Source organism: Hydrogenobacter thermophilus TK-6 (assembly GCF_000010785.1).
Taxonomy (GTDB): Bacteria; Aquificota; Aquificia; order Aquificales; family Aquificaceae; genus Hydrogenobacter; species Hydrogenobacter thermophilus.
The window spans coordinates 181,911-201,379 of the sequence record NC_013799.1 but is presented as its reverse complement, the minus strand read 5'-3'; the positions used below and the strand labels follow the sequence as shown (position 1 = coordinate 201,379).

At 45.3% G+C, this 19,469-nt stretch carries 20 protein-coding genes and 1 pseudogene; 13 read left to right on the top strand and 8 right to left on the bottom strand.

What is annotated here, in order from left to right; all coding sequences use genetic code 11:
* Positions 1-12: 12 nt before the first annotated feature.
* From mnmG to HTH_RS00975, 4 genes are read right to left on the bottom strand one after another with little or no spacing between them, the layout of a single operon-like run.
* Positions 13-1,860 (bottom strand): tRNA uridine-5-carboxymethylaminomethyl(34) synthesis enzyme MnmG, encoded by a 1,848-nt coding sequence (gene mnmG, locus HTH_RS00985; RefSeq protein ID WP_343122259.1) that lies wholly within the window; start codon positions 1,858-1,860, stop codon positions 13-15.
* Between the two features lie 43 nt (positions 1,861-1,903).
* Positions 1,904-2,059, bottom strand: a complete 156-nt coding sequence (locus tag HTH_RS09860; protein WP_158298087.1) for a hypothetical protein — start codon at positions 2,057-2,059, stop codon at positions 1,904-1,906.
* 13 nt (positions 2,060-2,072) lie between these two features.
* Positions 2,073-2,339 carry a hypothetical protein gene (locus HTH_RS00980; RefSeq protein ID WP_012962845.1) on the bottom strand — a complete coding sequence of 89 codons (267 nt, stop codon included), beginning with the start codon at positions 2,337-2,339 and terminating at the stop codon, positions 2,073-2,075.
* Between the two features lies 1 nt (position 2,340).
* The gene (locus HTH_RS00975) at positions 2,341-4,266 is read right to left on the bottom strand and encodes a PhoX family protein (RefSeq protein WP_012962844.1); all 1,926 of its coding nucleotides are present in this window, start codon (positions 4,264-4,266) and stop codon (positions 2,341-2,343) included.
* A 119-nt stretch (positions 4,267-4,385) separates the two neighbouring features.
* Here HTH_RS00975 and HTH_RS00970 point away from each other — a divergent pair, with 119 nt between their 5' ends.
* Genes HTH_RS00970 through HTH_RS00960 form a run of 3 tightly spaced genes read left to right on the top strand, consistent with a single transcriptional unit; the run spans position 4,386 to position 6,851 of the window.
* Positions 4,386-5,582 (top strand): argininosuccinate synthase, encoded by a 1,197-nt coding sequence (locus HTH_RS00970; protein WP_012962843.1) that lies wholly within the window; start codon positions 4,386-4,388, stop codon positions 5,580-5,582.
* A gap of 2 nt (positions 5,583-5,584) precedes the next feature.
* Positions 5,585-6,244 carry a type I 3-dehydroquinate dehydratase gene (gene aroD, locus HTH_RS00965; protein WP_012962842.1) on the top strand — a complete coding sequence of 220 codons (660 nt, stop codon included), beginning with the start codon at positions 5,585-5,587 and terminating at the stop codon, positions 6,242-6,244.
* Complete coding sequence (locus HTH_RS00960; RefSeq protein WP_012962841.1) at positions 6,237-6,851, top strand: phosphoribosylanthranilate isomerase; 615 nt, start codon at positions 6,237-6,239, stop codon at positions 6,849-6,851. The genes aroD and HTH_RS00960 overlap by 8 nt, the downstream gene beginning before the upstream one ends.
* Here the strand turns inward: HTH_RS00960 and HTH_RS00955 are convergent.
* Positions 6,832-7,143 (bottom strand): GYD domain-containing protein, encoded by a 312-nt coding sequence (locus tag HTH_RS00955; RefSeq protein ID WP_012962840.1) that lies wholly within the window; start codon positions 7,141-7,143, stop codon positions 6,832-6,834. The genes HTH_RS00960 and HTH_RS00955 overlap by 20 nt on opposite strands.
* Positions 7,144-7,284: 141 nt before the next feature.
* Between HTH_RS00955 and kdpA the strand changes: the two are divergent.
* The 6 genes and pseudogenes from kdpA to HTH_RS00925 all read left to right on the top strand — a co-directional run bounded on the left by kdpA (position 7,285) and on the right by HTH_RS00925 (position 13,963).
* Positions 7,285-8,929: pseudogene (gene kdpA / locus HTH_RS00950) on the top strand (potassium-transporting ATPase subunit KdpA).
* Between the two features lie 2 nt (positions 8,930-8,931).
* Positions 8,932-10,992: a potassium-transporting ATPase subunit KdpB gene (gene kdpB, locus HTH_RS00945; protein WP_012962837.1), complete on the top strand. Its 2,061-nt coding sequence runs from the start codon at positions 8,932-8,934 to the stop codon at positions 10,990-10,992.
* Positions 10,993-10,995: 3 nt separating this feature from the next.
* Positions 10,996-11,553 (top strand): potassium-transporting ATPase subunit KdpC, encoded by a 558-nt coding sequence (gene kdpC / locus HTH_RS00940; protein WP_012962836.1) that lies wholly within the window; start codon positions 10,996-10,998, stop codon positions 11,551-11,553.
* The gene (locus HTH_RS00935) at positions 11,540-12,766 is read left to right on the top strand and encodes a histidine kinase (protein ID WP_012962835.1); all 1,227 of its coding nucleotides are present in this window, start codon (positions 11,540-11,542) and stop codon (positions 12,764-12,766) included. Before kdpC ends, HTH_RS00935 begins: the two co-directional genes overlap by 14 nt.
* Positions 12,759-13,355, top strand: a complete 597-nt coding sequence (locus tag HTH_RS00930) for a DUF429 domain-containing protein (protein ID WP_012962834.1) — start codon at positions 12,759-12,761, stop codon at positions 13,353-13,355. Before HTH_RS00935 ends, HTH_RS00930 begins: the two co-directional genes overlap by 8 nt.
* Positions 13,352-13,963 carry a histidine phosphatase family protein gene (locus HTH_RS00925; RefSeq protein ID WP_012962833.1) on the top strand — a complete coding sequence of 204 codons (612 nt, stop codon included), beginning with the start codon at positions 13,352-13,354 and terminating at the stop codon, positions 13,961-13,963. Before HTH_RS00930 ends, HTH_RS00925 begins: the two co-directional genes overlap by 4 nt.
* Here the strand turns inward: HTH_RS00925 and tsaE are convergent.
* Positions 13,956-14,336, bottom strand: coding sequence for a tRNA (adenosine(37)-N6)-threonylcarbamoyltransferase complex ATPase subunit type 1 TsaE (gene tsaE, locus HTH_RS00920; protein WP_012962832.1), 381 nt, complete (start codon positions 14,334-14,336; stop codon positions 13,956-13,958). The two genes, HTH_RS00925 and tsaE, sit on opposite strands and share 8 nt — an antisense overlap.
* Before the next feature lie 21 nt (positions 14,337-14,357).
* Between tsaE and HTH_RS00915 the strand changes: the two genes are divergently transcribed.
* The 4 genes from HTH_RS00915 to hisIE are packed head-to-tail and all read left to right on the top strand — an operon-like array spanning position 14,358 to position 17,262.
* Positions 14,358-14,825 carry a hypothetical protein gene (locus HTH_RS00915; RefSeq protein ID WP_012962831.1) on the top strand — a complete coding sequence of 156 codons (468 nt, stop codon included), beginning with the start codon at positions 14,358-14,360 and terminating at the stop codon, positions 14,823-14,825.
* Positions 14,800-16,152, top strand: a complete 1,353-nt coding sequence (gene hslU, locus HTH_RS00910; protein WP_012962830.1) for an ATP-dependent protease ATPase subunit HslU — start codon at positions 14,800-14,802, stop codon at positions 16,150-16,152. The genes HTH_RS00915 and hslU overlap by 26 nt, the downstream gene beginning before the upstream one ends.
* Positions 16,149-16,640 (top strand): hypothetical protein, encoded by a 492-nt coding sequence (locus HTH_RS00905; RefSeq protein ID WP_012962829.1) that lies wholly within the window; start codon positions 16,149-16,151, stop codon positions 16,638-16,640. Before hslU ends, HTH_RS00905 begins: the two co-directional genes overlap by 4 nt.
* Before the next feature lie 4 nt (positions 16,641-16,644).
* Positions 16,645-17,262, top strand: a complete 618-nt coding sequence (hisIE, locus tag HTH_RS00900) for a bifunctional phosphoribosyl-AMP cyclohydrolase/phosphoribosyl-ATP diphosphatase HisIE (protein ID WP_012962828.1) — start codon at positions 16,645-16,647, stop codon at positions 17,260-17,262.
* 1 nt (position 17,263) lies between these two features.
* Here the strand turns inward: hisIE and rph are convergent, their stop codons facing one another.
* Together rph and atpD are read right to left on the bottom strand one after the other, a co-directional pair.
* On the bottom strand, positions 17,264-18,025 hold the full coding sequence (gene rph, locus HTH_RS00895) for a ribonuclease PH (protein ID WP_012962827.1): 762 nt from the start codon (positions 18,023-18,025) through the stop codon (positions 17,264-17,266).
* Entirely contained in the window at positions 18,022-19,443 is a 1,422-nt protein-coding gene (atpD, locus tag HTH_RS00890; protein WP_012962826.1) for a F0F1 ATP synthase subunit beta, read from the bottom strand. The genes rph and atpD overlap by 4 nt, the downstream gene beginning before the upstream one ends.
* Between the last annotated feature and the right edge of the window lie 26 nt (positions 19,444-19,469).

The following is a 19,469-nucleotide window of genomic DNA, read 5'->3' as shown; positions in this document are numbered from 1 at the left end:
ACTTGGCTCATCTTAGTCCAGCTTTCCCAGATAAGCCAATAAAGAGGTTATGGTGGCAGGTGTTATACCGTCTATGCGTGATGCCTGTCCCACTGTGATGGGTCTAAAGCGCTTTAGTTTCTCCTTTGCCTCTTTGCTTATACCTTGTATTTTATCGTAATCTAAGTCTTCTGGAATTTTGACATCCTCCAGTTTCTTTAGCCTTTCGTTAATTTTTAGCTCCCTTTCCATGTAAGGCTCATACTTTAGCTCTATCTCTACCACCTCCTTGACGAAAGGATGCGTGGGTACATCAAAGCCAAAAGTTTTAAGGTCATCCAATGTAAAGTCAGATGTGAGTAGCTGTGAAGGTGTATAGCTCTTTACTTCAGAACCTATAGCCAAAGCTGTTCTTTGGGACTTGTAAAAGCTCATCCATTCTTCTATCTGTCTTTGAAGCTCTTTTATGATTTTGTATTGATCCTGTGTTAAGAGGCCCAGCTCATAGCCCAGCTTAGAGAGCCTCAGGATGGCATTATCCTGTCTCAGGTGTAGTCTGTATTCAGACCTTGAGGTGAAGAGTCTGTATGGTTCTAAAACCCCCTTAGTGGTAAGGTCGTCTATCATTATGCCTATGTAACTTTCGTCCCTTCGCAGATATATAGGTTCTTTTCCAAAGGCTCTGAGAGCTGCGTTTATACCTGCAACAATGCCCTGACCCGCCGCCTCTTCATAACCTGTGGTGCCGTTAAAGTTCCCCGCATGAAAGAGTCCTCTTATTTTCTTTGTCTCCAGAGTAGGATAAAGCTCTGTAGGTGGCACTACATCGTACTCTATGGCATAAGCTGGTCTTATCAGCTCTACATTTTCAAGCCCGGGTATGCTTCTGTATAGCTCCCACTGAATCTCCTCCGGCAGTGATGTGGAAAGACCGTTGGGGTAAACTTCTATCGTATCTAAGCCTTCAGGTTCTAAAAAGACCTGATGTCTGTCTTTGTCAGGAAACTTTACCACTTTATCCTCTATGGATGGGCAGTACCTTGGACCTATGCCTTTTATGAGTCCACCGTAAAGTGCTGTTCTGTGAAGGTTTTTGCGTATTATCTCGTGAGTTTTTGGTGTTGTGTATGTAATATAGCAGTTTATCTGCTCTTTACCTTTGGGAAACCAGTAAGTGCCAACAGGCTCCGTCCAAAAAGAAAACTTGGGTGGAGGATCATCACCAGGTGCTATCTCAAGTCCTGAGTAATCTATGGTTCTTCCATCAAGCCTTGCAGGAGTACCAGTTTTGAACCTCATGAGTGGGAAGCCGTGCCTTTTGTAGAACTCCGCAAGTCCCTCTGACCTTGGTTCCCAAGCTCTACCTGCGGGAAAAGTCTTGTCTCCTATGTATATGGTGCCGTTTAAAAAAGTGCCAGTTGTGACCACCACCGTCTTAGTTTTGTATTCCAGACCAAGCTTGGTTTTTACGGCTACCACCCTGTTGTCCTTTACTATGATATCTACCACCTCATCCTGCTTTATGTATAGATTTTCCTGTCTCTCACAGACTTTCTTCATATACTCCCTATAAAGTTTCTTATCCGCCTGAGCTCTTGGAGACCATACCGCCTTGCCTTTGCGAGTGTTTAGCATCTTAAACTGTATGCCCGTGCTGTCTATGGCTTTACCCATCTCACCACCAAGAGCATCTATCTCCCTGACTACTATCCCCTTGGCTATACCACCTATGGCAGGATTGCAAGACATCTGCCCTATTGTGTCTGCGTTAAGGACAAACATAACCGTCTTTGCACCCATTCTGGCAGATGCAAGAGCTGCCTCTATGCCAGCATGACCCCCACCTATTACCACTACATCAAACTCATCCACCAGCATCAGTTAAATAAGATAATATAGTCTTTCATAGAAAGCCAAAGCAGACTCAATATATGAGCTCTTTTATTCCCGTCTCCTGACCGGGGTTTACCTTGTCCAGATAGTTAGAGTTTCTTACGTAGTTTATTATCTCCTGGTCGGAGATAGAATTTACAAATGCTGTTTTGTCTATGAAGAGATTAATGTATGGATTCTTTAGCATCTTTTCTGGAAAATTAAAAATTATAAGATTCTTGAAGATCTGTATCGTTCCAGAAGTTAGGAGGAGTTCCCTGTGTGTGGCAGGTGTAGCAGGGATTGTGAACCGTTCCATCAGAATCAAGGGTTTTAGTGTAGCACTGTGGTGGTATGTAAGCACCGAAGTTCTCCACTTTTGTATAGCTGATGTTATTTTTTTGCTCTAACTCTTTTATGAAGCTCTCCTTGTCTCCCCCACCACATGAAGTTATAAAAGCTAGAGAAAGAAGAAGGTACTTTTTCATTTTAGTGAGTTAGTTTTAAAAGCCCTGCTGGTATACCTTTGATGATGCCAAGTATACCTTTTCTTTTGTCCTTGTTCTGGTCGTTGTAGGTTGAGTTTACTGGATTACCATCTGCATTTCTGAAAGTGTCTACAAATGGATGTTGGATGTTTAGAGTCATGGTGTAGTTGTTTCCTACCAGTCCGTGGGCAAATACACCAGTAACTTCAGCTCCTGTAGGCACCCAAGCTATTCTGGTAAGCTTGCCAGTTTTTACGTTGTAAGCCCACACCATGTTGTTTATGTGATAAGATGTGTCCTCACCTATTAGGAGGGTGTTGTAGCCTATGTATTTGAGGTTGTCTGGGTTGGCTACGTAGTCAGGGTGGCATGCCCATTTTTGTCCGTACTTTTGGTAATCAGGGTCGTTTGGATCTCTATTTATTGGTTTACCTATTACAATACCTTCCATTTTGTAGGCGTTGTAGTTTTGGTCTAACACCAGTCTGTAAACAGCACCGCACATGTTATTAGGTAGATTTATATCTCCTTTACCATCGGCCATAGAACCGCCTATCTCGGTGATGGCATAGTAGAGTACGTTGTTATCTGGGTCGTAGGCAAGCCCCTCACCCTTTCTAAACTCTATGCTGGCACCAAGGTAAGCTGCATACTTTCTGGTCTCTAGGAACGCGGCAGCCTTTTTCACCTCATCATCGGAAGCAAATTTAGAAGACCTGTACTGACCTACCTTTAGCCTTAAGCATTCATTTATTCTATCTTCTGTTATAAGTTTAAAGCCTTGGTCGGTAGGGCATGCGCTGGGGTCTTCTACGTCAAATATGTCAGTAAGAAGGGGCTTTTTGTCTATAATGGCTTTTACTTCACTGTCGCAGGCTTTACCCAGCTCTATCCAGCTTACATCAAAGGTACCACCGTTTTGGTCTGATAGTTGTTTTACTTTTGCTGCATAAAGTGTTCCGCACCAGTTTTTGTTAAAACCGTTTTGCGGTTGGTTTAAGACCAGCTTGTAGAGTCCCTTGTAGTCCCCGTCGTCACTCATATAAAGTGTTTTCCTGTCTGGCATCACTACTGCCATCTCTGGTGTGTATTTGCCAGTAATGTAGTGTTTTGCCACATCCCATTTTCCGTTTGTGTAAGCCACTTCCACTATATAACCGTAGTTGTAGAGGTTAAACTTATCTCCCAAGTAGCCATTGCTTGGATCTATGTTAAGGTCTTTAAGATATCTTTGTACCCCACCTACATAACCACAGAAGTAATTAGACTTACCATTTACATCGTTTCCTGTAAAGTAGCCGTTGCTATCTTTTGTACACTGAACATAGGCTGGGTTTTTACCCCCTGCGCTGACTGAGTATATGCTGTTTAAGTCGTAGTCTTCTTCACCTCCTAAGTGAGTGTTCCAAGGAGTTTGTGAACCTGCACAGTTGATGATAGTACCACCTACTGAGCTAAAGTCTATGGGAGTGATGCTTTTTACCTTGAGAGTGTTAGGGTCTAATTCTGAGGCGTATAGCATGCCGGGAGGCTCTTCAAAGTGGGTAATTATGAAGTATTTACCATCAGAGGTCTTTATTAGGCTGTTGGCATCAGGGTTCCAAGATATTTCACCCTTTGTGTAAGCTATGTTAGACATGGGTTGCGCGTTTACATCCAGCAGCTGTCCCCACTTATAGCTTCCCATCTGGTCCCCAGACTGGAGAAGCACCTCGTAGCTAAGAGGAAACTCCTTCTTGCTTCCGTCGCTGTAAGTGACTATAAGCTTGTCCGTCACCTTGTAGCTTACATGCTCCTGGTCTGTGTTTGGTATGCCAAGGGGTGCAAAATCTATGGCAATGGGCTGTGCAGAACTACCTCCACCGCCACCGCAGGCGGAGACGGCACCAATTCCCAACACTGCGCTGAAAAATATCATTCTCTTCATTTTTTTACCTCCTTTGATCTTGGCGTTAGTTTACGGATAGAGCGTTAAAAACAGGTTAAGGAACGGTTAAGAAATGGTTAAAAACTCACACCAGTGTGTTTACTGCTATAATGTTGATTATGTCAAAGAGGGTTATTTTAGCTTATTCGGGCGGACTGGACACTTCTGTGATGGTAAGATGGCTCACAGAAAAAGGTTATGAAGTCATAACTTATACGGCGGATGTGGGGCAGGGAGAGGAACTAAGCCATATACCTGAGAAAGCAAGGCAGGCTGGTGCCGTTGAGGCAATAGTGGAGGACCTCAAGGAGGAGTTTGCCAGGGAGTACTGCTTACCCACCTTGAGAGCTCTGGCGCTTTATGAAGGTAGGTATCCTCTCAGCGCGTCTCTTTCAAGACCTCTAATATCCAAAAAGCTGGTGTATTATGCGCAGAAGTTCAAAGCGGACTTTGTAGCTCATGGCTCAACCGGGAAGGGCAACGATCAGGTGAGGTTTGAGCTTTCTGTTTGGGCGCTCGACCCCAACGTGCAGGTGCTGGCACCCGTGAGAGAGTGGGAGTTTAAATCTCGTGAAGAGGAGGTAGAGTACGCACTAAAGCACAGCATCCCCGTAAAGGTCACCAAGGAAAAGCCTTATTCCATAGATAAGAACCTTTGGGGTGTGTCAATTGAGTGCGGACCTATAGAGGACATCCTCAGAGAACCCCCAGAAGACGCCTTTGAGTGGACTACATCTCCAGAAAAAGCACCCGATGAACCAGAGTATGTGGAGATAGGCTTTGAGGAAGGACTGCCTACATCCATAAATGGAAAGAGATACGAATTTCTAAGCCAGCTTATCTCTGAGCTTAACACATTGGCAGGTAGGCACGGTGTTGGAAGGATAGATATGGTGGAGAACAGATTGGTAGGTATAAAAAGCAGAGAAGTTTACGAAGCTCCGGGTGCTACGCTGCTCTATCTGGCATACAGAGAGCTTCTCTCTTTGACCACCGACAGATTTACCTACCACTACTTTTTGAGCCATGTGCCCCACGAGTATGCAAAGATAGTTTACGAAGGGCTTTGGTTCTCCCCTCTCAGGGAAGCCTTGGACGCCTTTACATCAACCTTATCAAAGCTGGTAAGTGGGAGTGTAAGAATAAAGCTTTACAAAGGCTCTGCAGTGGTGGTAGGAAGAAGCTCACCCAACTCCCTTTATGTGGAGGAGCTTGCCACTTACTCGGAGAAAGATGCTTTTGACCACAAAGCTGGTGCTGCTTTCACCAAAGTGTTTGGATTACCGCTTAAAGTATTGGGAAGAGTAAGAAGATAATCATGCTCATAGCCGTACCTCTAAACGACAGAAACTTTCAGGAAGGTTTGAAAGCTTGTCAAGAGGCTGGAGCTGACATGGTAGAGCTCAGAGTTGATATGTTTGAAAAGCTTGATGTAAAGCGCATAAAAAATCTCATAGAAGAGGTGCATAAAGTAGGACTGAAAACCATCCTCACCATAAGGAGCGAAAAAGAAGGTGGCACGCACATAGAAAATCGCGAGGAGCTCTTTAGAGAGCTATCACCTATCAGTGATTACACAGACATAGAGCTTTCCTCGCAGGATATAATACCTGTTGTAAGGCAAGCAGTAAAATCCTCAGGCAAAAAGCTCATCATCTCTTATCACAACTTTGAGATGACTCCATCCGATTGGATCCTCAGAGAAATCTTTAGAGAAGCAAGACGATGGGGTGCGGACATAGTCAAGGTGGCTACCAAAGCAAACTCCTACCAAGATGTGGCAAGGCTTTTATGTGTAGGTCATCAAGAAGAAGGAGAGAAGATACTCATATGTATGGGTAAGATGGGTAGCGTATCAAGACTTGCAGGCTTTGCTTTTGGTTCAGTGATATCTTACGCTTTTGTGGATGAGGCGGTGGCTGAAGGCCAGATACATCTAAGGGAGATGGTAAGGCTCAGAAGTCTCTTCTATGGTTAAGATAAAGTTTTGCGGGCTCAAAAGAATTCAAGACTTGGAAAAGGCTATATCTCTAAAAATTGATTATGTGGGTTTCGTGCTTTATCCCAAAAGCCCCAGATATGTAAGCTCTGAAGAGCTAAAAGCTCTGGTAAGCCTTTCAAACTCTGTTAAAAAGGTGGCGGTCATGGTCAATCCTGACTATCAAGATGTAAAAAAAGTTCTTGATATAGGTGTTGATCTCATCCAACTTCACGGTGAGGAAAGCTTTGACTTTGCAAAGAAGGTGGGATTTGAAAGGGTTATAAAAGCTTTCAGAGTCAAGGAGAAGATTTATATATCTCAAGAGTGGAGACAAGTTCATGCAGTGCTTTTGGACACTTACTCACAATACCTTTACGGTGGGACTGGCAAGACTTTCAACTGGAGCATAGCAGAGGAGCTTGTCAAAAATGGGTTTCGCATAATTCTATCTGGTGGCTTAACTCCTGAGAATGTGCAAATGGCAGTAAGAAAGGTAAATCCCTATGGAGTTGATGTCTCATCAGGTATAGAAGTGCAGCCGGGCACAAAGGACCACCAAAAGATGGAAGCTTTTGTGAGGGCTGTCAGGAGTAGTCTATCTTGATCTTATCCAATAAGCTTTTAAAGTCCTTCCAGTCTATGGCAGGCCAAGTTTCTGTGGTAGCATGACCAAAGGATCTTATTATCATGGCAACCTTTGCCGCTTCTTCATCGCTACTGGCTTCAAAGATGTCAAGGTAGTCATAAGGACCGAAAACCACCAAATTCATAAGCCACTTCACACCCGGGCAGTTCTCCTCAATAAGCTTTTCGGCGTGCTGTTCTATCTCCTTTAGCTTTTCCAGATTTTTAACTGCGTACGGCGATATTTTAGTCAACATTACATAAATACCCATATTACCCTCCTCCTTTACAACATTAAATATATGCCCAACAAGCATCATGGATATGAGCAATTTGATAATTCAAAGCTTTAGTATTAACTATGGAGTATTCTCTACCAAAAAGGAGGCAAAGCCGTGTGTGGTGAATCCTGCATAAGAGACCTTCTGCAGTTTCTTCTTTTTATCTTAATCCTCCTCATAACCACACCCCTGCTGGGTAGTTATATGGCAAAGGTGTTTGGTGCAGAGTCCCTGCCGGGTGAGAGGCTCATCTACAGAGTCCTTAATATAGACCCATCGGATTGCTTTCAACGTGATAGGTCTGGTGGTTATGTTTCTAGTGCTTTTCTTTCAAAACCTGCTGCCTCTCAATCCGCAGGGCTTTAATGGTTTTTCGTGGGACATGGCTCTCAACACAGCAGTTAGCTTTGTCACCAACACCGACTGGCAGGCTTACTCGGGAGAGAGTGCAGCCAGCTACGCATCTCAGATGCTGGGTCTTACTGTCCAGAACTTCCTTTCTGCCTCTACGGGCATAGTGGTAGCTGTGGCTCTCATAAGAGGGCTAAAGAGAACAGAAACGCCATACATAGGCAACTTCTGGGTGGACATGGTCAGAGCTACCCTTTATGTGCTTTTACCCATATCTATAGCCGGCGCGCTCTTTCTGGTAAGTCAGGGGGTTATTCAAAACCTTGACCCTTATTTGAAAGTGGAGCTATTAGACCCTGCTCTTAAAGGTAAAGAGCAGATAATACCTATGGGACCGGTAGCTTCTCAGGAGGTTATAAAGCTCCTTGGAACCAACGGGGGTGGATTTTTCGGGGCTAACTCTGCTCATCCCTTTGAAAATCCCACACCCCTTTCCAACTTCTTTGAGTGTCTTCTTATGCTTCTGATTCCCACCGCCCTTACCTACACCTTCGGAAAGCTAACAGGTAGGCAAAAGCTTGGCTGGGTGATATTTGGCGTCATGCTCTTTTTCTTTACAAGTGCGTACCTTACAGAGTACTGGGCTATGAGCCAGCTTCCACCCAGCTTCGAAAAACTTGGCATAAGCGGTCCATATGTGGAAGGTCAGGAAACGAGGTTCGGCCTTGGTGGTTCTGCTCTCTTTGGAGTGGTCACAGACTCTACAGAGACGGGTGCGGTAAACGGTATGTTTGACTCTTACCTTCCTTTAGCGGGTATGGTTCTCCTTATGCTTATGGGTGCGGGTGTGGTCTTTGGAGGAGTTGGAGCTGGTCTTTATGGAATGCTTGCCTATATGATAATAGCCTCCTTTATAGCAGGGCTTATGGTTGGAAGGGTGCCTGAATTTCTCCAGAAAAAGCTCTACCCAAAGGACATGTGGGCAAGTGTAGTGACTGCTCTTACTCCTACTCTCCTGGTTCTGGTTTTGAGCTCCATAGCTCTTTTAACTAAAGCGGGAACAAGTTCTATCCTTAACCCTGGTCCTCACGGCGTTTCCGAGGTGCTTTATGCTTATACCTCCACTGCCAACAACAACGGCAGTGCTTTTGCAGGACTAAACGCCAACACTGTATTTTACAATCTAACCACCGCCTTTGCCATGTTTGCAGGCAGGTTTGTGGTGATATTTGCGGTGCTTGTGCTGGCAGGAAGTTTTGCCCAGAAGAAGCTGGTTCCAGTGGCTTCCGGAAGCCTGAGAGAAGACAGCCTTACCTTTGCGGTGTGGCTGGTCTTTACCGTGCTCTTACTCAATGTGCTGGGATTCTTCCCTGCGCTCTCTATGGGTCCTGTGCTGGAGCACTTTCTGCTTTATGGGATGAGGTAGCCATGAAAAAACGGGATGTATCTGTATTTAACAGGGATATTATAATAGAGGCTCTGCTGGATTCCTTCAGGAAACTAAATCCCTTAGAGCTCTGGCGCAACCCCGTAATCTTCCTCGTTGAAGTGGCAAGCCTGATAATAACTATTGAGTTCTTCCTGGAGCTTTCCGGAGTTAAAAAAGGTCTTGCGTGGTTCAGTGGATGGACCGCTTTCTGGCTGTGGCTTACTGTGATATTTTCTAACTTTGCGGAAAGTCTTTCAGAAATCAGAGGTAAGGCAAGAGCAGAGTCTCTAAAAAGTTATAAAACCACCATCATGGCAAAAAAGCTGGAAAGTCCTGATCCAAACGCTCCCTTTGTGGAAGTACCCTCTACAGAGCTGAAAAAGGGAGACTTTGTGCTGGTGCAGGAAGGAGAGCTAATCTCCGGCGACGGTGAGATAGTGGTGGGTGCTGCCCTTGTAAATGAGGCAGCGGTCACGGGAGAGTCTGCACCAGTTTTAAGAGAGGCAGGCTCTGACAGGAGCGCAGTTTTGGGAGGCACCAAGGTGGTGGCCGGAAACATAGTGGTGCGTATCACCGCAAATCCAGGAGAGACCTTCCTGGACAAGATGATAAGCATGATAGAGGGGGCAAAACGCAGAAAAACACTCAATGAGATTGCTCTTGAGGTACTTTTGGTATCTCTGACCGTTGTATTTCTCCTGGTAGCCTTCAACGCTCGGGCTATTTCAGAGTATCTTGTTGCTGTCAGCAATAGGGGAGAACCCATGTCTCTTGCTGTGCTGGCTTCCCTTTTTGTGAGTCTTGCACCCACCACCATAGCGGCACTCCTGCCAGCCATAGGTATTGCGGGTATGGACAGGCTGTTTAGAAGAAATGTGATAGCTCTCTCCGGAAGAGCCATAGAGGCAGCGGGAGATGCCAACGTTTTGCTCCTAGACAAGACGGGAACTATAACCCTTGGCAACCGTATGGCTTCAGAGTTTATACCCGTTGGTAATCACAGCTTTGAGGATTGTGTCTGGACAGCTATGATAGCTTCCATAGCGGACGAGACTCCAGAAGGTAAGAGTATAATGGAACTTGCCAAAAAAACCCTTGGAGTGCGCTCAGATGCGCTTCCCAGAAATGTTAAAGTCATCCCCTTTACACCAGAAACCAAGATGAGCGGTGTGGAGGTAGACGGACACAGCTACCGTAAGGGAGCCTTTAGCGCGGTAAGAGACTACATCCAAAAACTTGGAGGAGAGGTACCTCACCAGGTGGAAGTTGTGGTGGCAAAGATAGCCATGTCGGGAGGAACCCCTCTGGTGGTGGTAAAGGACAAAGAAGTAATTGGAGTGGTGGCTCTAAAAGATGTTCTCAAACAAGGCATAAAGGCAAGGCTTGCCAGACTCAGAAGCATGGGCATAAAGTCCATAATGATTACGGGAGACAATCCCCTTACTGCTGCTGCCATAGCCAAGGAGGCGGGAGTGGATGACTTTGTGGCTGAGGCAAAGCCGGAGGACAAGCTAAAACTCGTGAAAGAGCTTCAGGCTCAGGGTTATGTAGTTGCCATGACGGGGGACGGGACCAACGATGCTCCCGCTCTTGCACAGGCGGATGTGGCAGTTGCCATGAACGCAGGAACTCAGGCTGCAAGAGAAGCTGCCAACATAATAGACCTAGACTCAGACCCATCCAAACTCCTTGACATCGTGGAAGTAGGCAAAAGCATGCTTATCACCAGAGGAACCCTCACCACCTTTTCCATAGCTAACGATATAGCCAAGTACTTTGTAATAGTTCCTGCATCAGTTGCACCCATCTATCCAGACCTTAATAAATTAAACATTCTGCATCTTGAAAATCCATACATAGCCATCCTGTCTGCGGTCATTTTCAACGCTCTGGTGATTCCAGCTTTAACCCCTCTGGCACTGAAAGGAGCCTTTTACAAGCCTATCTCTCCCGGCAGGCTCTTTCTCTACAACCTTCTGGTCTACGGTCTTGGTGGGATAATAGCTCCCTTCGTGTTTATAAAGCTCATATATCACCTTATAGAACTCTTTGTGAGGTAAGCCATGTGGAAGACCTTTAGAGTTTATATCTTCTTATTCGCCATAACTGGGTTGATATACCCTCTCGTGATTACCGGTCTTGCCCAGCTCCTTTTTAAGGAAAAGGCAAAGGGAAGCATAATTTATAAAGATGGCAAACCTGTGGGTTCTGAGCTCATAGCTCAGCCCTTTGTCAGCAGAGGTCTCTTCTGGAGCAGACCGTCCGCAGTGGACTATAACCCCCTCAGCAGTGGGGGTTCCAACTTAGCACCCACCAACCCCGAACTTTACAGACGGGTAAGCCAGAGAGTAAAGCTTTTCAATGAAATGCCTGTGCCTTCTTACCTGGTTTTTGCCTCAGGGAGCGGTCTTGACCCACACCTCCCACCTTCCGCTGTATACTTTCAGATAAAGAGGGTTTCAAAAGAGACAGGATTGACGGAAGAAGAGCTGAAAAAGCTTATAGAGAAGCACACTGAGGGTAGGACTCTTGGCATAATGGGACAGGAAAGGGTAAATATACTGAAGCTAAACATGGAACTTTTAAAACTCATGGAGATTAGCACTCATGGAAGACCTTGAAGAAAGACCAAGTCCCGAAGAGCTCCTTGAGCTGGTAGAGTCCGTTGAAAATGTGGAATTTGATGTGGGTAAGGGCTACCTTACCGTTTACTTTGGATACGCACCGGGAGTGGGCAAAACCTATTCTATGCTTTACGATGCGCACCTTCTGCTTGAGAAAGGCATTGACATAGTGGTGGGTTATGTGGAAACTCATGGCAGAGCGGAAACTGAGGCTCTTCTGAAAGATTTAGAGATTATAGAGCCGGTCATTTACGATTACAAGGGACTAAAGCTGAGGGAGGTAAATTACGAGAAGATAATCCAGAGAAAGCCCCAGATAGTTATAATAGACGAGCTTCCCCACACTAATCCTCCGGGCTTTTCAGAGGAGAAGAGATACCAGAGTATAAAGAGAGTTCTGCAGGCTGGCATAGACGTTTTTACTGCCATGAACGTCCAGCATCTTGAGAGCCTAAAAGACCTTATATATCAAATAACGGGAGTAGAAGTCAGAGAGAGTGTGCCTGACCCGTTTATAAAGGATGCAAAGGAGATAAAACTTATAGACCTTCCGCCTGAGGAGCTTCTGGTGAGACTGAGCGAAGGTAAAGTGTACGTGAAAGATATGGCGGAGGAGGCAAGAAGAAGGTTCTTCAAGATAGGCAATCTCATAGCTCTAAGGACATTAGCTCTGAGAGTTGTGGCGGACCAGCTTGACCAGAAGCTGAAAAACTACCTGCGCAGGAGAGGTATCACCACTCCTCTGGGGCTCAAAGAGAAAATCCTTGTGGGAGTTTATGCAAGTCCGTATGCCAGCCAGCTGGTGAGAGCTACATACAGAATTGCTTCTGAGCTTGGGGGAGTTGAATGGATAGCGCTTTTTGTAGAAACCGAGAAAAGCAAGGACTTTACAGAAGAGGAGAAAAAGTGGCTGGAAAAGGCTCTGGATTTGGCAAGAAGGCTCGGGGGCAGGGTGGAGTGCATAAAGGGCAAAAATGTGGCTCAGGAAATTATAAGCTACGCCAAGAGAGAGGGTATAACAAAGATAGTTCTTGGAAAGCCCAGAAGAGAAGGAGCACTCACGGGAAGCATTTACAAAAATCTCATCTTAGAGACGGAGGGAATAGACATTTATCTTATAGCACCAAGGGTAAAAGCGGAACTTCCTAAAAGCATAGAAAAGAAGGGCTTTGATAGATATCTTGACATTCTCAGGAGATACTTTGGATAAAATTCTCGGTCTTGATCTTGCAGGAAGTCCCAAAAGACCAACCGGCTATGCCTTTTGGAAGGATAAAAAGCTGGAAGTTGGGTGCGTGTATAAGGACGAGGAGATTCTGAGCCTTGCTCAGAGTTTTGACCTCATCATGATAGACGCTCCTCTATCTTTACCCGAAGGTAGGAAAGACTTAGAAACGCCCGGACCTCACTTTAGAGAGTGCGACATGGAGCTAAGAAAAGCAGGGATAAAGTTTTTTCCCCTATCCCTAGGACCCATGAGGATGCTAACCAAGAGAGCCATTTTCCTTGCAAACCTTTTCAAAAAACAGAATAAGAGAGTCTTTGAAACCTACCCGGGAGCCTTTTATGATAGTGCTGGAATAAGTAGAAGGGACAGGGAAGCCATAGTAAGGTTTTACAGGCATATAAACCTGAACTTGGAGGTGAGAGAATACCTTCAGGACGAGCTGGATGCGGTTGCCTGCTGGCTTTCAGGCGTGTGCTACACCTTAGGAAAGGCAAGGCTTTTTGTGGGCAAGGACGGTCAGATAGTGCTTGCCAGTGAGGAGTGTGTTGAACTTTTAAAATATACTTTATGAAGCGTTTGTATTTGGTCAGGCATGCGCAGAGCGAGTATAACGAGAAGGGCATATTTCAGGGTAGGCTTGATAGCGACCTTACGCCTCTGGGCTTTGTTCAAGCAAGACTCTTGGCACGGGAATTTTTAAAAAAGAAAGTGGATATTATTTACTCTTCACCTCAGAGGAGAGCTTACAAGACTGCTTTAACCATAAGTGATATGCTGGGTACTCAGTTGGTGGTAGATGAGCGCCTAAGGGAAATGTCTTTTGGAGAATACGAAGGAAAACATTTTTGGAGTATGTTGGAGGCTCATAAAGATGTATTTTTAAACTGGCTTTCAAACCCTGTAAAGCATCCCTTACCTACACAGGAGAGCATGGAGGAGTTTGAAAAGAGAGTAAGAAGCTTTCTGGAAGATGTGAAAAGTAGCCATTACCAAAACATGCTCATAGTTGCACACGGTGGGACGCTTCACGCCATAGTGTGCCTGCTTACGGGCATAGGTCTTGAAAACCTCTGGAACATTCACATGGACAACGCGGGTATAACCGAGATCCACATGGAAGGTGAAAAAAGCACACTGGTTTATCTAAACAAACTTTGCCACACAAGACAGCTTACCTGATTTTAATGAGCCTACCCTGTGGTACAAACTCAATGCTTATAGTTATGTCGCAACAATTTATATTCTTTGCCCACTCTATCACCAATACTCCCTGTCCTATGAACTCCTTTATGTCAAAGTCATTGACTCTATAAAGGTCTATGTGTATGAGTCTGCCCTTTTGGGTAGGATACTCATTAACAATGGTAAAAGTGGGACTCCTTACCTGATAGCCTTCCAGCAGACCCATACCTTGGGCGATACCTTTCACCAGGGTGGTTTTGCCAGCTCCCAATTCCCCCAAAAGGCATATAACTTCGTTGCCTTTTAGCGACTTCCCGAGTCTTCTTCCTATTTCAATAGTTTCCTTATCAGAACTGGAAATTACTTCCATGTGTGCTATATTATAAAAACTATGGAATTTTTCTTCTTCACAGATGTTTATGCAGACAGATACCTTATAGATTACTACATAGTGTCTTTTAAGCTCCTTGACGAGAGCGTAGTCAGCACCAAAGAGTGGGAAGGTAGAAAGTATATAACTGACATAAAAGATTGGGAGGCTTTTAAAGAGAGCGCTTACGACATAGTGCTTTACGAGTTTGGCGACGAGGTGGAAAGGTTCAACGACATAGAAACAGCTCTGAGGACAGCATACAGAATGGCTTACACGGAAGCCTCAAGAAGAGTTCCCAAAAGTACATTACCGTCCATAGGCATAGGAAGTCCACCAATTGATGTGATAAAAAGAGTTTTTCCTGTGAGCTTTGAGTTTGAAATTTTTCCTGAGGACCTGGACCTTTTCCTTGATAGGATAGTGAGAGAAACAGAAGAGGAGATAACCAGGAGCGAATTTAATGATGATGACGAAATCCCTTTCTGACCTTCTGGAAGAATTAACACCCAAGAGGATCGTAGAGGAGCTGGACAAGTACATAGTCGGTCAGGAGCAAGCAAAAAAGGCGGTAGCCATAGCTCTCAGAAACAGATGGAGAAGGCAAAAACTTCCCCAGCACATAAGGGAAGAGGTAGCACCCAAAAACATACTTATGATAGGTCCTACTGGTGTAGGCAAAACAGAGATAGCCAGAAGACTGGCTCAGCTTATAAAAGCACCCTTTATAAAGGTGGAGGCAACCAAGTATACAGAGATAGGTTATGTGGGAAGAGATGTAGAATCTATGGTGAGGGAGCTGGTAGAGGTATCCTACCAGATGGTAAAGCAGGAAAAGATCCAGAAGGTAAAAGAGAGAGCCAAAAGAGCTGCGGAAGAGAGAATACTGGACTATCTTGTCCCTCAACAGCTCAGCTTTGGTGTAAGGGAGCAGCAGGACACAGGTAAAAGAGAGCTAATGAGGGAAAAGCTAAGAAGTGGTGAGCTGGATGAGAAGGTTATAGAGATAGACCTTCAGGAGAAGATGATGCCTATGATTGGTATCGCAGGACCGCCGGGACTTGAAGAGCTTGAGGAACAGATAAAGAGCATGCTGGGTAACATGATGCCAACAAGGAAAAGAAGAAAGGTGAAAGTAAAAGAAGCTCTATCTTTGCTTGAGCAAGAAGAGGCAGAAAAGCTCATAGATATGGAAGAGGTATCCCGTGATGCTATACAGAGGGCTGAGAACTTCGGAATAATATTCATAGACGAGATAGACAAGATAGCGGTGAAAACTCCTGGTGCAGGACCCGGAGTTTCGAGAGAAGGTGTGCAAAGAGACCTTTTACCCATAGTGGAAGGCACAACTGTCAAGACCAAATACGGACCTGTGAGAACGGACCACATCCTCTTTATTGCAGCCGGTGCCTTTCATATGGCAAAGCCTTCGGACCTCATACCGGAGCTTCAGGGAAGGTTTCCCATAAGAGTAGAGCTAAGCCCCCTCACTAAAGAAGATTTTGTGCGCATCTTAAAAGAGCCAAAAAACGCTCTTACGAAACAGTATATAGAGCTTTTAAAAACAGAAGGTGTAGAAATAGAGTTTACGGACGATGCTATAGAAGAGATAGCCAGAATAGCCGAAGAAGCTAACACAAAGACGGAAAACATAGGAGCCAGGCGCCTACACACAGTCATGGAAAAGCTCCTTGAAGACATATCCTTTAACGCACCAGAAATGGAAGGACAGCACATCATAATAGATACCAAGTTCGTCAGGGCAAAGCTGGAAAACATAGTAAGAGATGTTGAGCTTTCCAGGTATATACTATGAGAGACATTCCCTTACGCATGCTCATAGAGAGGCTTGAGGAGCTCATTACAGCTCAGCAAAAATTGGCAAGCCTAATGCTGCTTACAGAGGATAAAAAAGCTAAACTGTCTGTATCCACAGCTATTGATATGTTATACACTCACATGGAGATGCTGGATATTACATTGGAGATAATAAATGCTCTTCAGGATACATCTGATGACTACACAAGAGAGTATGCAACCATGATCACTGCGGAAGCTCTCTCTTGGACAGGTTTTATGCTGCCTTATATAGAAGCCTCTTCCCCCATATTTATAGAACACATAAAGGTGGAAAGCCAGCCGATAATATCAAGGATAAAGAGCGTTGTATCCCTTATGGAGAGGCTGGGGTCAGAGATGGATGTTTTCTCTTCCGAGGAGATAATAAGAACCATAGACATGGTTTCAAGAGCCATAAAGTATCAGCTTTTTATGGCGAAGAAATCTTACGAAACTATGGCGTGATGCTATGATGAACCTTAAGTTTGACCAAAACGGGCTCATTCCTGTGATAGCTCAAGATTACAGAACGGGTGAGGTACGGATGTTTGCTTGGGCAAATGAGGAAGCTGTGAAAAAGACTCTTGAAACCGGCTATGCTCACTACTACTCAAGGTCAAGAGGGTCCATCTGGAAGAAGGGCGAGACTTCAGGAGAGCTTCAAAGAGTTGTAGAGGTCAGGGTAGATTGCGATGAAGATGCTCTTATATACATGGTGTATCAGGAGAAAGATGTGGCATGTCATACGGGAGAGAGAAACTGTTTTTTTAGAGATATATGGGGAGAGAAAGCAAATAAGGTCTTGCCTTTTGAGGTGCTTCAAAGACTTCAGGATGTTATAAAGAGCAGAATAGAGGAGAAAAAGGAAGGCTCTTACACTTACAGTTTATTCTTGCAGGGTGAAGACAGAGTCCTTCAAAAGTTTGGAGAGGAAGCGGTAGAAAGCCTTATAGCCCTAAAAAACGGAGATCCGGAAAGTATAAAGGCAGAGCTCTCTGACATGCTCTATCACATGCTCCTCGCTCTAACCATAAGAGGCGTTGACATATCACAGGTGCTTGAGGAGCTGTGTTCCAGATTTAAGTAAATTACAACCTTGCTTCCTTTACATTTTTTCTCTTCCATACATTTCCCACAATTTCGTAAAAGGCTCTCTGCAATTCTATGAGCTGAGATATACCTGCAAGAGCCAAAGATAGCATCCTGTCAAACTCCTCTCTGCTAAAAGTGTTTTCCTCTCCCAGCGCCTGGATCTCAGATATTCTTCCCGAGCCTGTTGCTACAACATTCATATCCACACTGGCAGTTGAGTCCTCTTCGTAGTTTAAGTCAAGAAGTATCTGTCCGTTTACCGTCCCAACGCTCACAGACGCTACAAAATCCTTTATAGGCGTGCTACTCAAAATACCCTCATTGTATAGTTTTATAACCGCATCAGCAATAGCTACAAAGGCACCCGTTATGGAAGCTGTCCTTGTTCCACCATCTGCCTGTATAACATCGCAATCTATCCAAAAGGTTCTCTCCCCTATCTTGGTAAGGTCAAGGGCAGTTCTCATAGCTCTTCCTATCATGCGCTGTATTTCGTGGGTTCTACCGCTTATCCTTCCCTGCACTGATTCCCTTACGTTTCTGGTGATGGTTGCCCTTGGGAGCATGGAGTATTCCGCAGTGATCCAGCCTTGACCTTTCCCCTTCAAAAAGGGTGGGACACCATCCTGAACAGATACGGTGCATATGACTTTAGTGTTTCCAAACTCAATTAAACAAGAGCCTTCGGGATGCTGCAAATAATCCCTGACTATTCTTATGGGTCTTAGCTCGTTAGGCTTTCTGCCGTCCTTCCTCAAACCTTTGCCCCAAGAGCCTTGGCTTTCTCCACCACCTCTTCTATGGTGCCTACCATGTAAAAAGCCATCTCGGGAAGGTGGTCGTATTTGCCTGTGAGTATCTCCTTAAAGCTTCTTATGTTATCCTCAAGTCTTACATATTTGCCCGGCATACCGGTAAACTGCTCCGCCACATGGAAGGGTTGAGCTAAGAATCTCTGTATCCTCCTTGCCCTACCTACTATGGCTTTGTCCTCTTCGGAGAGCTCTTCCATACCCAGTATAGCTATGATCTCCTGAAGCTCTTTGTACCTCTGTAGTATTCTCTTTACCTCCATGGCTACCGTGTAATGCTCTTCGCCTACAAACTCGGGAGCTAAGTATTTGGATGTGGATTCAAGGGGGTCCACAGCTGGATATATACCAAGCTCCGCAAGCCTCCTGGCAAGAACGGTGGTGGCATCAAGGTGAGCAAAGACTGAGTAAGGTGCAGGGTCCGTAATGTCGTCAGCTGGCACATACACTGCCTGTATGGATGTGAGAGACCCCTTCTTGGTGGAAGTTATCCTCTCCTGAACCTCACCTACATCGGTGTTTAGCGTAGGCTGATAACCCACTGCGGAAGGAAGCCTTCCCAGAAGTGTGGAAACCTCAGACCCTGCTTGAACAAACCTGAAGATGTTGTCTATAAACACAAGCACATCCTGACCTTCCACATCCCTGAAGTACTCTGCCATAGTTATGCCTGTTTGAGCAACTCTGAAGCGCACGCCGGGTGGTTCGTTCATCTGTCCGTAAACCATCACCGTGTAGGGAAGGACGCCTGACTCTTTCATCTCGTGCCAGAGGTCATTACCTTCCCTCGTCCTCTCTCCAACCCCTATGACTACCGAAAAGCCCTTGTGAAACTTGGCTATGTTGTGAATAAGCTCCTGCATAAGGACAGTTTTGCCAACACCCGCACCACCAAAGAGACCTACCTTACCACCCTTGACATAAGGTTCAAGAAGGTCCACTACCTTTATACCCGTCTCCAATATCTCCACTTTGGTAGATTGCTCCTCCAAGGGGGGAGGTTCTCTAAACATGGGCCAGTAATCTTCAGCCTTTACTTCTCCTGCCTCGTCAATAGGTTGTCCTACTACATTGAATATCCTTCCTAAGGTGGCTCTCCCTACGGGCACTTTTATGGGACCACCCAAGTACTCAACTTCCTGACCCCTCACCAATCCATCTGTAGCTCCCATGGCTATGCATCTGACCCTTTTCTCTCCTATGTGCTGTGCCACCTCAAGGTAGAGGTCCTCCTCTGCCCAGTTGCCCCTGTCGTCAATGAATCTCCTCCTGGTCTTCAGTCCGTGTCTGACAGGTGGCAGATCCTCACCTTCAAACTCCACATCAATAACAGCCCCTATGATCTGAACTATCTTCCCATTCATACCTTTCCTCCAGAGAAGTTTATAAA